The sequence below is a fragment of the Pseudonocardia sp. McavD-2-B genome, assembly GCF_024124365.1.
GTDB lineage: Bacteria > Actinomycetota > Actinomycetes > Mycobacteriales > Pseudonocardiaceae > Pseudonocardia > Pseudonocardia alni.
In genome coordinates this window covers 1-14,985 of sequence record NZ_JAMXSG010000137.1, presented here as the reverse complement: position 1 = coordinate 14,985, position 14,985 = coordinate 1, and the positions used below count along the sequence as shown (strand labels likewise).

Annotated in this window: 15 protein-coding genes; 13 read left to right on the top strand and 2 right to left on the bottom strand. The window is 74.5% G+C overall.

From position 1 onward, the window contains the following. The 6 genes from NH602_RS18145 to mutM all read left to right on the top strand — a co-directional run. The coding region (locus NH602_RS18145) for a helix-turn-helix domain-containing protein (protein WP_253068407.1) at nt 1-403 on the top strand (403 nt) is incomplete at its 5' end. A gap of 105 nt (nt 404-508) precedes the next feature. Continuing rightward, a complete protein-coding gene (locus tag NH602_RS18140; protein ID WP_246352663.1) occupies nt 509-1,588 on the top strand; it encodes a MinD/ParA family protein in 1,080 nt (359 codons plus the stop codon). A 26-nt stretch (nt 1,589-1,614) separates the two neighbouring features. Then, a complete protein-coding gene (locus tag NH602_RS18135; protein WP_062400972.1) occupies nt 1,615-2,190 on the top strand; it encodes a DUF177 domain-containing protein in 576 nt (191 codons plus the stop codon). Between the two features lie 70 nt (nt 2,191-2,260). Further along, complete coding sequence (rpmF, locus tag NH602_RS18130) at nt 2,261-2,443, top strand: 50S ribosomal protein L32 (RefSeq protein ID WP_020626225.1); 183 nt, start codon at nt 2,261-2,263, stop codon at nt 2,441-2,443. A gap of 8 nt (nt 2,444-2,451) precedes the next feature. After that, complete coding sequence (rnc, locus tag NH602_RS18125; RefSeq protein WP_073578197.1) at nt 2,452-3,201, top strand: ribonuclease III; 750 nt, start codon at nt 2,452-2,454, stop codon at nt 3,199-3,201. A gap of 6 nt (nt 3,202-3,207) precedes the next feature. Beyond that, nucleotides 3,208-4,086 carry a bifunctional DNA-formamidopyrimidine glycosylase/DNA-(apurinic or apyrimidinic site) lyase gene (gene mutM / locus NH602_RS18120; protein WP_179760757.1) on the top strand — a complete coding sequence of 293 codons (879 nt, stop codon included), beginning with the start codon at nt 3,208-3,210 and terminating at the stop codon, nt 4,084-4,086. Nucleotides 4,087-4,098: 12 nt separating this feature from the next. Here the strand turns inward: mutM and lysA are convergent, their stop codons facing one another. Further along, nucleotides 4,099-5,433, bottom strand: coding sequence for a diaminopimelate decarboxylase (gene lysA / locus NH602_RS18115; RefSeq protein ID WP_073578195.1), 1,335 nt, complete (start codon nt 5,431-5,433; stop codon nt 4,099-4,101). Between the two features lie 203 nt (nt 5,434-5,636). Here lysA and NH602_RS18110 point away from each other — a divergent pair, with 203 nt between their 5' ends. Together NH602_RS18110 and NH602_RS18105 are read left to right on the top strand one after the other, a co-directional pair. Further along, nucleotides 5,637-5,954 carry a PadR family transcriptional regulator gene (locus tag NH602_RS18110; RefSeq protein WP_179760756.1) on the top strand — a complete coding sequence of 106 codons (318 nt, stop codon included), beginning with the start codon at nt 5,637-5,639 and terminating at the stop codon, nt 5,952-5,954. Further along, a complete protein-coding gene (locus NH602_RS18105; protein WP_253068406.1) occupies nt 5,951-7,138 on the top strand; it encodes a hypothetical protein in 1,188 nt (395 codons plus the stop codon). The genes NH602_RS18110 and NH602_RS18105 overlap by 4 nt, the downstream gene beginning before the upstream one ends. A 40-nt stretch (nt 7,139-7,178) precedes the next feature. Here NH602_RS18105 and NH602_RS18100 read toward each other — a convergent pair whose 3' ends face one another. Continuing rightward, a complete protein-coding gene (locus tag NH602_RS18100; RefSeq protein ID WP_253068405.1) occupies nt 7,179-8,225 on the bottom strand; it encodes a magnesium and cobalt transport protein CorA in 1,047 nt (348 codons plus the stop codon). Nucleotides 8,226-8,737: 512 nt separating this feature from the next. Between NH602_RS18100 and kdpF the strand changes: the two genes are divergently transcribed. The 5 genes from kdpF to NH602_RS18075 all read left to right on the top strand — a co-directional run. After that, complete coding sequence (gene kdpF / locus NH602_RS18095) at nt 8,738-8,824, top strand: K(+)-transporting ATPase subunit F (RefSeq protein ID WP_062400985.1); 87 nt, start codon at nt 8,738-8,740, stop codon at nt 8,822-8,824. Next, complete coding sequence (kdpA, locus tag NH602_RS18090) at nt 8,824-10,494, top strand: potassium-transporting ATPase subunit KdpA (RefSeq protein WP_253068404.1); 1,671 nt, start codon at nt 8,824-8,826, stop codon at nt 10,492-10,494. The genes kdpF and kdpA overlap by 1 nt, the downstream gene beginning before the upstream one ends. A gap of 149 nt (nt 10,495-10,643) precedes the next feature. After that, nucleotides 10,644-12,746 carry a potassium-transporting ATPase subunit KdpB gene (kdpB, locus tag NH602_RS18085; RefSeq protein WP_374210200.1) on the top strand — a complete coding sequence of 701 codons (2,103 nt, stop codon included), beginning with the start codon at nt 10,644-10,646 and terminating at the stop codon, nt 12,744-12,746. Further along, nucleotides 12,746-13,357 (top strand): potassium-transporting ATPase subunit C, encoded by a 612-nt coding sequence (locus NH602_RS18080; RefSeq protein ID WP_073578189.1) that lies wholly within the window; start codon nt 12,746-12,748, stop codon nt 13,355-13,357. Before kdpB ends, NH602_RS18080 begins: the two co-directional genes overlap by 1 nt. Nucleotides 13,358-13,377: 20 nt before the next feature. Then, the coding region (locus tag NH602_RS18075) for a DUF4118 domain-containing protein (RefSeq protein WP_253068403.1) at nt 13,378-14,985 on the top strand (1,608 nt) is incomplete at its 3' end.

The window sequence follows — 14,985 nt, the reverse complement described above, 5'->3', positions numbered from 1 at the left end:
CGACCCGGAAGCCCGGCGCACCACCCAGCTCGCGGTGACCGGCACCTTCGCCCCGACCGGGGCGATCGACCAGCAGGGCCGCCTGGCCTCGGTGCACCCCGACCTGCGCGCACCGACCGCCGACGTCCTGCGCGCCGACCAGCTCGCCGAGCTCGTCGGTGTCGCACCGCGGACGCTGGAACGCCTGGTCCGCGGCCACATCGGACTGACCCCGCTGTGGCTGATCGAGTGCCGTCGCCTGCAGCACGCCGCCGCGGTGCTCCGGACCGACCCGGGCACCGCACTGGCCGGGCTGGCCGCCGATCTCGGCTACGCCGACCAGGCCCACTTCACCCGTCGCTACCGGGCGGTGCTCGGCGAGACGCCCGGCGCGACCCGGCAGGCGGCCCGCGCGGCCGGGTGATCACGGGTACTGCTGCGACAGAAGGTGCTTCACCACGCGCAGTTGCTGTGGTCGGATACGCCGGACGCAGGAATCCAGGTCACCCGCCGTACTACCCTCCCGCGCATGGCACGCCGGCCCGAACCCGACCCGACGACCTGGTGGGCACGCTACGGGCACCGGCTGGAAGGACCCCCTGTGACGAACCCGGCGCAGCCCCCGGCTCCCGAGGTCCCGCGTCCCGAGCTCCCACGTTCCGAGGCCCCGCGCGGGAACCCCGGGGCGGCCGCGGCGGACCTGCGTGAGGACACCATGCTGCGCGCGCGGCCCGACCGGCCGCGCACCGGCTGGCGGCGCGCGCTCTACGACGTCACCGGCGGCCGTGTGAACCCCGGCCCGAGCGACGCCGAGGAGCTCCGCTCCGGGCTGCTGGCCCGGGTCCGCGCGCCGCTGGCCGGGGCGCACCGGGTGGCGGTCATGTCGGTGAAGGGCGGCGTCGGCAAGACCACGGTCGCGGCCTGCCTCGGACAGGCGCTGGCCGAGCACCGCGGGGACCGGGCCGTCGTCCTCGACGCCAACCCCGACGCCGGCACGCTCGCCGACCGCCTCACCGGCGACTCCCGGATCACCGTCCGCGAGCTGCTGAACGATCTGGACTCGGTCGGCACCTGGACCGACGTGTCCCGCTACACGAGCCTCGCCGGGCGCCTGCAGGTCCTGGCCTCGGAGCAGGACCCCGCCTCGGGCGAGGCGTTCTCCCGCGACGAGTACGAGCGCGTGGTCGACCTCCTGGGCCGCTTCTTCAACATCATCATCACCGATTCCGGCACCGGGATGGTGCACTCCACGATGCAGGGCACCCTCGCGCGCGCCGACTCGGTCGTCGTGGTCGGGGCCCCGACCGTCGACGGCGCGGGCCGGGCCAGCAAGACGCTGGACTGGCTGGTCGCGCACGGCCACGGCGACCTCGTCCGCGACGCGGTGGTCGTGCTGTCCTGCGACCGGCGCAGCGCCGAGGTCGACGCCGCCCGGATCCGCGAGCACTTCGTCCAGCGGGTGCGCGGCGTCGTCGAGGTCCCGCACGACCCGCACCTGGCCACCGGCGGCCGGGTCGACCCGGCCCGGCTCCGCCCGGCGACCGCGGACGCGTTCCTGGAGCTGGGCGCCCTGGTCGCCGACGCGTTCGACGTGCGACGACGCGACTGAACGGGCCGCGTACGCTGGTCCGCGAGATGAACACCGCGCGCAGCCAGAACCGTCCCGACGACAACCCCTGGGTCCTCTCCACCCGTGAGCTGGCCCGCCGCCCCGGTAACCAGCGCACCGTGGCCCGTACGGTCCCCGCGCCGTCGGGCGACGCCGAGATCGGCCTGACCGGGGTGATCACCGTCCCCGGCGGGTCCGACGTCGAGCTCGACGTGTCCCTGGAGTCGGTGACCGAGGGCGTCTACGTCTCCGGCACGGCCGATGCCCGGCTGGCGGGGGAGTGCTCGCGCTGCCTGGAGCCGATCGGTGAGGACGTGCAGGTCCGGATCGGCGAGCTGTTCGCCTACCCGGACTCGGTCACCGAGGAGACCACCGACGCCGACGAGATCCCGCGCCTGGTCGACGAGCGCATCGACCTCACCCAGACCGTGCGCGACGCGATCGTCACCGAGCTCCCGATGGCGCCCCTGTGCCGCGAGGACTGCCCCGGTCTGTGCGTCGAGTGCGGCGAGAGGTGGGCCGATCTCCCGTCGGATCACGGGCATGAGACACTGGATCCTCGTTGGGCGGCGCTCCGTGAGCGTCTGCCCTCCACCGACTGAGCGGCGGCTCCACGTGAGCCCGCTCCCCGGTGGGCAGACCTGATCGTTCGAAGTACCGAGGAGTGTCATCATGGCCGTTCCCAAGCGCCGGATGTCGCGGTCGAACACGCGTGCGCGCCGGTCGCAGTGGAAGGCCACTGCGCCGACCCTGGTCGCCTGCTCGAACCGCGCCTGCCGTGAGCCGAAGCTGCAGCACATCGCCTGCCCGACCTGTGGGCAGTACGACGGCCGTCAGGTCACCAGCCCGGCCTGATCGCAGCAGTGGGCGACAAGAGCGTGACCGGTCCGGTGACGGACCGGTCACCTCTGCTGTCCGCACTCGGTGTGGACCTGGACGAGGCGCTGCTCACGCTGGCGCTCACCCACCGGTCCTACGCCTACGAGCACGGCGGTCTGCCGACCAACGAGCGCCTGGAGTTCCTGGGCGACTCGGTGCTGTCGATCGTGATCACCGAGCGGCTCTACCGGGACCACCCGGACCTGCCCGAGGGGCAGCTGGCGAAGCTGCGCGCGAGCGTGGTCAACATGCACGCGCTCGCCACCGTCGCGGTGGCGTTGCCGACGCCGGACGACGGGCCGCACGGCCTCGGCGCGTACCTGTACCTGGGGCGCGGTGAGGAGCTGACCGGTGGCCGGTCGAAGGCCAGCATCCTGGCCGACGCCACCGAGGCGCTGCTCGGCGCGGTGTATCTCGCGCACGGCCTCGAGCCGTCCCGCGAGCTGATCCACCGGCTGTTCGCGGACCTGCTGCACAGTGCCCCGCTGCTCGGTGCGGGCCTGGACTGGAAGACCAGCCTGCAGGAGCTCACCGCCGCCGGCGGGCACGGCGTGCCCGAGTACCGGATCGACGAGGAGGGCCCGGACCACCTGAAGGTGTTCACCGCGACGGCCGTCGTCGGGGGTCGTGACCTCGGCAGCGGTGAGGGGCGCACCAAGAAGGAGGCCGAGCAGAAGGCGGCCGAGATCGCCTGGCACGCGCTGTCCGACGAGAGTGCCGGCTCCGGGCGGTAGCCGTCGATGCCGGAACTGCCCGAGGTCGAGGTCGTCCGCCGCGGCCTCGCCGACCACGTGCTGGACCGGCGGATCGCCCGCGTCGAGGTGCTGCATCCGCGCGCGGTACGCCGGCATCCGACCGGCGCGGACGACTTCACCGGCCGGCTGACCGGTCGCACGCTGTCCGCGGCGGCGCGGCGCGGCAAGTACCTCTGGCTGGAGCTGGACACCGCGGGCCCCGGCGACGACGCACTGCTCGCGCACCTGGGGATGTCCGGGCAGATGCTCGTGGAGCCCCCGGACGCGCCCGACGAGAAGCACCTGCGGGTCCGTGTCCGGTTCGACGACGACGGCCCCGAGCTCCGCTTCGTCGACCAGCGCACCTTCGGCGGGCTGTCGGTGCACCCGCTCGCCGCGGCCGCGGGCGGCGGCCTGGTGCCCGAGCCGGTCGCGCACATCGCGCGCGACCCGATGGACCCGGCGTTCTCGGCCGACGACGCCGTCGCGGCGCTGCGTCGCCGTCGCACCGAGGTCAAGCGGGCGCTTCTCGACCAGACCGTCGTCTCCGGGATCGGCAACATCTACGCCGACGAGGCGCTCTGGCGGGCCCGGCTCCACGGCGCCCGGCCCACCGAGAAACTCACCCGGGCCCAGGGTCACGCCGTCCTCGACGCCGCGACGACCGTCATGCACGAGGCGCTCGCCCAGGGCGGGACCTCCTTCGACGCGCTGTACGTCAACGTCAACGGCGCCTCGGGCTACTTCGACCGCTCCCTGAACGTCTACGGCCAGGCGGACCGGGCGTGCCGTCGCTGCGGCACCCCGATCCGCCGGGACGCGTTCATGAACCGCTCGTCGTTCACCTGCCCGCGGTGCCAGCCGGCGCCGCGGCCGCGTCGCTGAGCGGCGCGGGGGTCAGGAGCAGTCGCGTCGCAGCAGGTCCTCCGGGGTGTCGCGGCGCAGCAGCGGCAGTGACGCCCCCGCGGCGACGGCGACCACCGGCGGGCGCGGGACCTGGTTGTAGGTCGAGGCCATCGACGCGTGGTACGCGCCGGACACCGGCACCGCCAGCAGGTCCCCGGGCGCGACGTCGGCGGGCAGCCGGACGCCGTCGGCGATCACGTCGGAGGACTCGCAGTGCCGCCCCGCCACGCGGACCGTCTCCAGCGGCGCCCGGGTGGCGCGCCCGACGAGCCGGACCGGGTAGCGGGCGCCGTAGAGGGCGGGGCGCGGGTCGTCGCTCATGCCGCCGTCGACCAGCACGGTGGTGCGGCCGTCGCCGCAGCGCTGCACCGCGCCGACCCGGTAGAGCGTCACCCCGGCCCGGGCGACGACCGCGCGCCCCGGCTCGACCAGCAGCCGCGGCTCGTCGATCCCGTGCGCCGCACAGGCCCGGGCCAGGGTGCCCCGCACGGCCCGGCCGAAGAGCGCCGGGTCCAGGCAGGGCTCGCCCTCGGCGTAGCCGACCGCGTGCCCGCCGCCCAGGTCCAGCTCGGCGACGCTGATCCCGTACCGCGCACGCAGCGCCGCGATCACCCCCACCATCCGGACCGCGGCCCGCTCGTAGCGCGACACCGACGGCACCTGCGAGCCGAGGTGGCAGTGCAGCCCGGCCAGCTCCAGCTCGGGGCGGGCCAGCACCCGTCCGGCGACCTCGCACGCCTCGGCGGGCGGCATCCCGAACCACGACGACGCGGTGCCGGTCGTGAGCCCCGGGTGGGTGCCGGCGTCGACGTCCGGGCTGATCCGCAGCAGCACCTTCTGCCGGTGCGGCGCGAGCGCGGCGATCCGGTCGACCTCCGCCGCCGAGTCCAGCACGATCCGCCCGACGCCCGCGGTGAACGCCGCCTTGAGGTCCTCGTCGGTCTTGACGGTGCCGTGCAGCACGATCCGGTCGCCGGGCAGCCCCCCGGCCGCGGCCACCGCGACCTCACCGCCGGAGCAGGCGTCGACCGAGCAGCCCTCGTCGGCGACCAGGCGGGCCATCCCGCGGCAGAGGAACGCCTTGCCGGCGTAGACGATCTCGGCGTCGGGCAGCGCGGCCCGGTAGGCGCGGCAGCGGGCGCGGACGTCGGCGGTGTCGAGCACCTGCACCGGGGTGCCGAAGCGGGCGGCGAGTCCGGCGAGGTCGACCCCGCCGATCTGCAGGGTGCCGTCGGAGGTCGTGCGGGTCGTGACCGGCCACAGGCCCGGCTCGAGGCGGGCGGCCAGCGTCGGGCGGAGGGAGGGGAGCAGGTCGGCGAGGGTCACCGGGATGACTCCTTGGTGGCGGGCGCCCGGTGCGGGCGCCGTGCCCCTCCGTTGTCACCCTGCGGGCGCGTCCGTGCCCGCTCCCGCTACGCCGCCCTGACGCGGCCGGTGCCACCACTGGCGGCACCTTGACACGCACCGGGTGCAGTGGTGCGCGCACTACTGCGCACTGCGTAGTACTCTTCGGTGCGCAAGGAGGTGCGATGGACACCAGTCAGCTGCTCAAGGGAGTGCTCGACCTCGCGGTGCTCGCCGTGCTCGACCGCGAGGACGGGTACGGCTACGAGGTCGTCCGCGCGCTGCGCGCGGCCGGGCTCAGCGAGGTGGGGGACGCGTCGGTCTACGGCACGCTGCGCCGGCTCTACGGTGCGGGCCTGCTGACCTCCTACGTCGTCCCCAGCGAGGAGGGGCCGCACCGCAAGTACTACGCGATCAACGGGCCGGGCCGGACCCGGCTGCAGGAGACGACCGACCGGTGGCGCGCGTTCGCCACCACGATGGAAGGCCTGGTGGGCACGTGAGCACCGACGGCACCGGCGGCCCCGACGGCGCCGCCACGACCCGGATCGGCGACCCGGTCGGCATCGAGTACCTGCTCGGGCTGCGGGAGGCGCTGTCCGACCTGCCCCCGGCGGAGGTCGAGGAGATCGTCGAGGACGCGCGGGGCCACCTCGCCGACCTCTCCGACGAGCTGGGCCCCGGCTTCGACCGGGCCGCGGTCCGCGAGCGCCTCGGCACGCCGGAGGCCTACGCGGCGGAGCTGCGCGCGGCCGCGGGCTATCCGGCCCCGCAGGCGCCCGCCGAACGCCCCCGCACGGGCGGGGCGTGGTTCGCGGTGGCCGCGCTCCTCTGCGCCACCGGCCTGATGGTCCTCGCGGGTCCCGCCGTGTGGCAGGTCGGGCCGTCGGCGTCGTTCCCGATGTTCCTCGCGGCCCTGGCCGCCGGGGCCGGGGTGCTCGCCGTGTGGTCCGACGGGCCGGGGCAACCGTCGGTCGCGGCGCTGCCGTCGGTGGTGGCGCTGCGGGAGCGGATCGCCCGGGCCCGGGCCGACGGCGGGATCGGCGGGTTCGTCCTGACCCTCCAGCCCGGCTGGTGGGTGCTGCGCGGGCTGGTCGCGGCCGGGCTCGTCGGATGGGTGTTCGGCGGGGGCGGGTCCGCCGGGCTGCTGATCACCGTCGTCCTGGCCGTCGCCGCGGTGCCGCTGTCGGTGCTGCTCGGCCGCCGCAGTGCGGCCGATCGCCGGCTGCTGTGGGCCGTGGTGCCGCTGAACGCACTGGCCGCGGGCCTGCTGGTGGCCGGGGTGCCGGCCCAGGGGCAGGACCGCACCACCGACGTGTCGTCGTACTCGCCGCCGCCGGGTCTGACCCTCGACGGGAACACGGTGTCCGACGTGCGGCCCTTCGACGCGAAGGGCAGGCCGCTGACCGGGGTCTTTCTGTTCGACGAGAACGGCCGCCCGCTCGCCGTCGATGACGGCTACTGCCCCACCGACGGCTCCGCGGTCACCTCGACCGCCCCGGCGCCCGGGCCGTACCCGCAGGGTGTGCGCACGACCGACCCGTCGTCGGGGGAGTGCGTGACCGTGCCCCCGCCGCCGCTGGTCGTGACGATCCCGCAGACCACGGCGGCCCGTCCGAGTACGCAGGCGTCGCCGACCGCGGCGCCGGCGACCCCGGCACCGGCCACGCCCGGAGCCGGCAGCTGAGCCGGGGGCCGGGCGTCCACGGGGGGTGGGCGCCCGGCCCTCAGAGCCAGTCGTTGTGCTTGAACGCCAGGTACAGCCCCAGTCCGAGCAGCAGCATCAGCCCGATGGCCATCGGGTAGCCCAGCGCCCAGTGCAGCTCCGGCATCTCGTCGAAGTTCATGCCGTAGATGCCGGCGATCAGGGTCGGCGCGAACAGGATCGCCGCCCACGACGACACCCGCTTCATCTGCTCGTTCTGCGCGAAGCCCGCCTCGGTGAGCCGGGTCATCTCCTCGTTCTGCCGCTGCGCGACCAGGGTCGAGGTGACCGTCAGGATGTTGCCGAGCAGGTCGCGGAACCCCTCGACGCGCTCCCGCACCCGCGTGGCGTGGTCGATCACGTCGCGCATCGCCCGGCGCAGCTCCAGGTCCGGGGCGTCGCCGGACTTGGCGAACCGGGCCCGCAGCTCGACGAAGATCTCCTGAAGCGGCTCGACGGCCCGCTGGAACGCGATGACCTGCCGGGTCAGCTGGTAGATGCGCCGTGACACGTTCGGGTCGCCGCGGAAGACCTGCACCTCGATCTCGTCGATGTCGTCCTGCAGACCGTCGAGGACGGGGAAGTAGTCGTCGACGACCCGGTCCAGCACCGCGTAGAGCACCGCCATCGGGCCGTGCGAGAGCAGGTCCGGGTCGCCCTCCAGCCGGTCGCGGACCTCGCCGAGCTGCGGCTCGGCGGCGTGCCGGACGGTGATGACGAAGTCCGGGCCGAGGAACAGGTGCACCTCGCCGATCTCGACGACCTCGTCGGAGTCGACGTAGCGGGCCGGGCGCAGCACCACGAACTCGGTGCTGCCGTAGCGCTCCAGCTTGGGGCGCTGGTGGGCGTTGACGGTGTCCTCGATCGCCAGCGCGTGCAGCCCGAACTCCGCCGCGACCTGGTGGATCTCGTCGACGCCCGGCCGCAGCATGCCGATCCAGCAGAACGCGGGTGCGTCGCCGCTGTGGTCGGCACGGCAGCCCTGCAGCGCCTCGACCGCGCTGTCGACGGAGTCGGGCGCCGCCGCCCGCTTGCCGTCGACGTAGACCGCGTTGTCGATCACCGACATGCACAGACCTCCCCGCCGGGCCGGCCGGGCGGGTGCCCGGACCGTCACCGAGCAGGGTAACCAGCGCTGTGCCGCGCAACCGCCGGGACGAGGTGGGCGACCAGCGCGGTCGCCGGCAGCCCGGCAGGGGCGGCGGGACCGGACGGGCGGGGCGGCGCTGCAGCATGCGCGGGAGCGTGCGCCCCCGGCAGCGGATCGGCCCGGCCCCTGACGCGGTGTTGGCGTCGTCACGCGCGTGTGGTGACGGGTTCCTGAGGCCGACCGCCCGTCCGGGGGACGTGATGGCCACCACCGGGCGTCAAGAACGCGTCAACGCGCGACCCGGTGGGCGTCAATCCGCCGTCATCGCCGCGGGCGCGACCCCTGGTGCGGCGCACGATCCCCGCAGCCCGCCGGACATGCCGGCGGGTGGGCACGACCGAGGAGAGTCCCGTGGCCGACCTGGCCTACACCGCGTTGCTGGTGGCGTCCTTCGCCGTCCTCGCGCTCACCCTGCGCGGGATGGAGAAGCTGTGATCGCGAACATCGCCGGGGGTGTGCTCGCTCTGGCCCTGCTGGTCTACCTGGTGATCGCGCTGCTCCGGCCGGAGCGGTTCTGATGGCGGGGCTCGCGCAGGCGGCGGCGCTGGTGGCGCTGCTCGCCGTGACCTGGAAGCCGCTGGGCGACCGGATGGCGCGGGTCTACACCGACACCCGGCACTGGCGGATCGAGCGGTTCGTCTACCGGGTCTGCCGGATCGACGCCGCGTCCCCGCAACGCTGGACGACCTACGCCGCGGGTGTGCTGGGCTTCTCGTTCGTCTCGATCGCGCTGCTCTACCTGATGCAGCGGCTGCAGGCCTTCCTCCCGCTCGGGTTCGGCCGCGGCACCGACGGCGCCTCCTCGGTGTCGCCCGCGATGGCGTTCAACACCGCGGTGTCGTTCGTGACCAACACGAACTGGCAGTCCTACGTGCCCGAGCAGGTGCTCGGCCACACCGTGCAGATGGCCGGCCTGACCGTGCAGAACGTCGTGTCCGCCGCCGTCGGCATGGCGGTCGCGGTCGCGCTGGTCCGCGGGTTCGTCTCCCGCGGCGACGACGACGGCCGCATCGGCAACTTCTGGGTCGACCTCACCCGCGGCGTCACCCGGATCCTGCTGCCGGTCGCCGTCGTCGCCGCCGTCGCCCTCGTCGCGACCGGCGTCGTGCAGTCTCTGCGCTCCGGGGTGGAGATCACCGCTGTGGACGGCTCGGTGCACACCCTCCCGCTGGCCCCGGCCGCGTCGCAGGAGGCGATCAAGGAACTCGGCACCAACGGCGGCGGGATCTTCAACGCGAACTCCGCGCACCCGTTCGAGAACCCGGGCCCGGTCGCGAACCTGCTGGAGATCTTCCTGCTGCTGGTGATCCCGGTCGCGCTGACCCGGACCTTCGGGGTCATGGTCGGCCGGGTCCGCCAGGGCGTCGTCCTGCTGTCGGTCATGGGCGGCCTGTGGGCGCTCATGCTCGCCGCCGCCTGGCTCGCCGAGACCCACCCCAACGGCCCCGCCGCGCTCGCCGCAGGTGGTGCGCTGGAGGGCAAGGAGGTGCGCTTCGGCATCCCCGGCTCGGTCCTGTTCGCGGTGTCGACGACCGGGACGTCCACCGGCGCGGTCAACTCGATGCACGACAGCTACTCCGGCGCCGCCGGCGGCGTGACGCTGCTGAACATGCTGCTCGGCGAGGTCGCCCCCGGCGGGGTCGGAGCGGGCCTCTACGGCCTGCTCGTGCTCGCCGTCATCGCGGTGTTCCTCGCCGGACTGATGGTCGGCCGGACCCCGGAGTACCTCGGCAAGAAGCTCGGCCGCCGCGAGATCACCTACGCCGCGGTGTCGATCCTGGTCATGCCGGCGTTCGTGCTGCTGGGGGCCGGTCTGGCGATCGCCCTGCCGGGCACCTCCGACGCCCTGAACAACGACGGGGCGCACGGCTTCTCCGAGGTCCTCTACGCCTGGGCCTCGGCCGCCAACAACAACGGCTCGGCGTTCGCCGGGATCACCGTGACCAGCGACTTCTTCCAGGCCGGGCTGGGGATGGCGATGCTCTTCGGGCGCTTCGTGCCGATCCTCGCCGTCCTCGCGCTGGCGGGTGCCCTGGCCCGCCAGCGCCGCGTCCCGGCCGGGGCGGGGACGCTCCCGACCGACGGCCTGCTGTTCGCCGGGCTCGTCGGGGGCACCGTGCTGCTGGTCTCGGCGCTGACGTTCTTCCCGGCGCTGGCGCTCGGCCCGATCGCCGAGGCCCTGTCGTGAGCCGGCGCCCCACCCCGCCCCCCGCCCCCACTCCGACCCCGTCGCCCGCCTCCGGCGGTGCACCCAGGGGAACCTTCGTGGCTTACAGCGCTACGAAAGTGACCCTCGGAGCAGACGGCGGTGGGGGGACCCCTCGACCGGAGGAGACCGTGTCCGTGTCCCACGAGCGGCCCACCGGGCCGCAGGCGTCCGACCCGGCGCCGGCGCCCGTCGCCGCGGGGGCCTTCGCCCCGGGGCAGCTGCTGGCCGCGCTGCCCGAGGCCCTGCGGAAGCTCGACCCGCGCGTGCAGGCCCGCAACCCGGTGATGTTCGTCGTCTGGGTCGGGTCGGTGCTGGTCACCGTGCTCGCCGTCGTCGACCCCAGCGTGTTCGCGGTGCTCGTCGCGGTCTGGTTGTGGTTCACCGTGCTGTTCGCCAACCTCGCCGAGGCCGTCGCGGAGGGGCGCGGCAAGGCCCAGGCCGCCTCGCTGCGGGCCACCCAGCGCGACACCGTCGCCCGCAGGCTGGTCACCGACGCTCCCGCCGACCGCGACGCCGCCGAGGAACAGGTCCCCTGCGCGCAGCTGCACCTCGGCGACCTCGTCGTCGTCGAGGCGGGGGAGACGATCCCCGGCGACGGCGACGTCGTCCACGGCATCGCCTCGGTCGACGAGTCCGCGATCACCGGCGAGTCCGCGCCCGTCATCAGGGAGGCCGGCGGCGACCGCTGCGCCGTCACCGGCGGCACCACGGTGCTGTCGGACCGGATCGTCGTGCGCATCACCACCCGGCCCGGGGAGTCCTTCGTCGACCGGATGATCGCGCTCGTCGAGGGCGCGGCCCGGCAGAAGACGCCGAACGAGATCGCCCTGACGATCCTGCTCTCGGCCCTGACGATCATCTTTCTGCTCGCGGTCGTCGCGATCGCCCCGATGAGCGCCTACGCCGGCACGCAGGTCCCGCTGCTCGTGCTCACCGCGCTGCTGGTCTGCCTGATCCCGACCACCATCGGCGCGCTGCTGTCCGCGATCGGCATCGCCGGCATGGACCGGCTGGTGCAGCGCAACGTGCTCGCCACCTCCGGCCGCGCCGTCGAGGCCGCCGGTGACGTCGACACGCTGCTGCTCGACAAGACCGGCACCATCACCTTCGGCAACCGTCGCGCCACCGCGCTGCACGGCGTGGGCGGCACCGGGACCGACGAGCTCGCCCGCGCGGCCCGGCTGTCGAGCCTGGCCGACCAGACGCCCGAGGGCCGCAGCATCGTCGAGCTCTGCGCGTCCGAGCACGGGCTCGCCCCCGAGGCCGACGCCGCGGAGGCCGTCGCGGAGTTCGTGCCGTTCACCGCGCAGACCCGGATGTCGGGTATCGACCTCGACGGCGAGGTCGTCCGCAAGGGCGCCGCGGCCGCTGTCCTGGAGTGGGCGCAGGCCGCCGACCGGGCCGAGGTCGACCGCATCGTCGAGACCGTGTCCGACGACGGGGGGACCCCGCTGGTCGTCGCGGCCGCCGACGCCCCGGACGGGCGCGGTGCCCGCGTGCTCGGCGTCATCGAGCTGTCCGACGTCGTCAAGCCCGGCATGGCCGAGCGCTTCGCCGAGCTGCGCGCGATGGGTATCCGCACGGTGATGGTCACCGGCGACAACCCGCGCACCGCCGCGGCGATCGCCGCGCAGGCCGGCGTCGACGACCACATCGCCGAGGCCACGCCGGAGGACAAGCTCGCCTACATCCGCCGTGAGCAGGAGGGCGGCCGGCTGGTGGCGATGACCGGCGACGGCACCAACGATGCGCCCGCGCTCGCCCAGGCCGACGTCGGCGTCGCTATGAACACCGGCACCTCCGCCGCTAAGGAGGCCGGGAACATGGTCGACCTGGACTCCGACCCGACCAAGCTGATCGAGATCGTCGAGATCGGCAAGCAGCTGCTCATCACCCGCGGTGCGCTGACGACGTTCTCCGTCGCCAACGACCTCGCGAAGTACTTCGCGATCCTGCCCGCGATGTTCGTCGCGCTCTACCCGTCGCTGGGACTGCTCAACGTGATGGGCCTGGCGACGCCCGAGTCCGCGATCCTCTCCGCGGTCGTCTTCAACGCGCTGGTCATCGTCGCGCTGATCCCGCTCGCCCTGCGCGGGGTGCGGTACCGGCCGTCGTCGGCGGCGTCGCTGCTGCGCCGCAACCTGCTCGTCTACGGCCTCGGCGGGGTCGTCACCCCGTTCGCCGGGATCGCGTTCATCGACCTGCTCGTCCGTCTCGTCCCGGGGATCTGATGCTCACCACCCTGCGCCGCCAGACCGCCACCGGTCTGCGCGTGCTCCTCGTCATGACGGTCCTGTGCGGGATCGTCTACCCGCTCGCGATCTGGGGCGTCGCCCGGATCCCGGGCCTGGAGGCCCGGGCCGAGGGCTCGGTGCTGCCGGGCGGCACCGGGTCGTCGCTGATCGGGATCGACCCGGTCGCGCCCGACCCGGCCGCCGACCCGTTCTTCCACACCCGGCCCGCGGCGTCGGCGGAGGCCGAGGACGGTCTCGGCCCGGCCGACACCGCCACCTCCGGCGGGTCGAACAAGGGCGGCTTCGACGACGGGCTGCTGGCCGCCGTGCAGCAGCGCCGCGCGGTGATCGCCGCCCGCGAGGGCGTCGCGCCGCAGGCGGTCCCGGCCGACGCGGTGACCGCGTCGGCGTCCGGGCTCGACCCGGACATCAGCCCGGAGTACGCGGCCCTGCAGGTGCCCCGCGTCGCGCGGGTCACCGGGCTGCCCGTCGCGCGCGTCGGCGAGCTCGTCGCCGCCGCGACGTCCGGGCGCACCCTCGGGTTCCTCGGGGAGCCGCGGGTGAACGTCACCGAACTGAACCTGTCCGTGCGGGACGCGCGCGGGTGAGCAACGCCGACAATGGCCGGATGAGGGGTGAGCTCCGCATCCATCTTGGCGCCGCGCCCGGGGTCGGCAAGACCTTCGCCATGCTCGGCGAGGCCCACCGCCGCCTCGGGCGCGGCACCGACGTCGTCGTCGGTGTCGCGGAGACCCACGGCCGCGACCGCACCGCCGCGCTGCTCGAGGGGCTGGAGGTCGTCCCGCGCCGGGCCGTGGAGCACCACGGCACCCGGCTGGAGGAGATGGACCTCGACGCCGTCCTGGCGCGCCGCCCGCAGGTCGCGCTGGTCGACGAGCTGGCCCACACCAACGCGCCCGGCTCGCGCAACGCCAAGCGCTGGCAGGACGTGCAGGAGCTGCTCGCCGCAGGCATCGACGTCATCTCCACCGTCAACGTGCAGCACCTGGAGTCGCTCGGCGACGTCGTCGCGACGATCACCGGGGCCCGCCAGCAGGAGACCGTGCCCGACGACGTCGTGCGCGCCGCCGAGCAGATCGAGATCGTCGACATCACCCCGGAGGCGCTGCGCCGCAGACTCGCCCACGGCAACATCTACGCCGCGGAGAGGATCGACGCCGCCCTCGCCCACTACTTCCGGGTCCCCAACCTGGTCGCGCTGCGCGAGCTGGCCCTGCTGTGGATCGCCGACGAGGTGGACACCGCGCTGCGCCGCTACCGCAGCGAGAAGCAGGTGGACGAGATCTGGGAGACCCGCGAGCGCGTCGTCGTCGCGCTGACCGGTGGACGGGAGTCGGAGACGGTGCTGCGGCGCGCTGCGCGGATCGCGAAACGGTCCGGCGGCGCGGACCTGATGGCCGTGCACGTGCTGCGCGGCGACGGCCTGTCCGGCGGCCAGGTCGGCGCCGCCGACCGGGTGCGCCGGATGGCCGAGGGCGTCGGTGCGTCGTTCCACACCGTCGTCGGCGAGTCGGTCGGGGACGCCCTGCTCGACTTCGCCCGCGGCACCAACGCCACCCAGGTGGTGCTCGGCACGTCGCGGCGCTCGCGCCTGGCGCGGGTGTTCGACCCGGGCATCGGCGCGCGCGTCGTGCAGGAGTCCGGGCCGATCGACGTGCACATGGTCACCCACCGTGATGCCGGTCGCGCGCTGCGCCTGCCGCGACTGCGCACCGCTCTGCCCGCGTCCCGCCAGGCGCTCGGCTGGGCCGTCGCCGTCGCGGGCCCGGCCGTCGCGACGGTGCTGGGCGTCGTCCTGTCACCGTGGGTGGACCTGTCCACCGACGTCGTCCTCTACTTCCTCGCCACCGTCCTCGCCGCTCTCGCCGGCGGGCTCGGCCCGGCCCTGCTCGCCGCCCTGCTCGGCGGGCTGCTGCTGAACTTCTTCCTCTCCCTGCCGCTGTACTCCCTGGTCATCGCCGACCCGGGCAACGTCCTCACCGTCGCGACGATGCTGCTGGTCGGGGTGCTCGTCGCGCTGGTCGTCGACCGGGCGGCGCGGCGCGCCGAGCAGGCCGCGCGGGCCCGGGCGGAGGCGGCGCTGCTGGCGTCGTTCGCGCGGACCGTGCTGACCCGCTCCGACCCGCTGCCGCGGCTGCTGGACAAGGTCCGCGAGACGTGGGCGCTGCGGTCGGTCGCGCTGCTCGAACGCGGCGAGGACCGGGTGTGGCGCCGG

Excerpts from the sequence above, each read along its gene's own strand:
- NH602_RS18100 (WP_253068405.1), bottom strand. The coding sequence starts at position 8,225 with ATGTCGGTGATCGACAACGCGGTCTACGTCGACGGCAAGCGGGCGGCG.
- NH602_RS18110 (WP_179760756.1), top strand. The coding sequence starts at position 5,637 with ATGGACACCAGTCAGCTGCTCAAGGGAGTGCTCGACCTCGCGGTGCTC.
- mutM (WP_179760757.1), top strand. The coding sequence starts at position 3,208 with ATGCCGGAACTGCCCGAGGTCGAGGTCGTCCGCCGCGGCCTCGCCGAC.
- NH602_RS18080 (WP_073578189.1), top strand. The coding sequence starts at position 12,746 with ATGCTCACCACCCTGCGCCGCCAGACCGCCACCGGTCTGCGCGTGCTC.
- NH602_RS18140 (WP_246352663.1), top strand. The coding sequence starts at position 509 with ATGGCACGCCGGCCCGAACCCGACCCGACGACCTGGTGGGCACGCTAC.
- kdpA (WP_253068404.1), top strand. The coding sequence starts at position 8,824 with ATGGCGGGGCTCGCGCAGGCGGCGGCGCTGGTGGCGCTGCTCGCCGTG.
- NH602_RS18135 (WP_062400972.1), top strand. The coding sequence starts at position 1,615 with ATGAACACCGCGCGCAGCCAGAACCGTCCCGACGACAACCCCTGGGTC.
- rpmF (WP_020626225.1), top strand. The coding sequence starts at position 2,261 with ATGGCCGTTCCCAAGCGCCGGATGTCGCGGTCGAACACGCGTGCGCGC.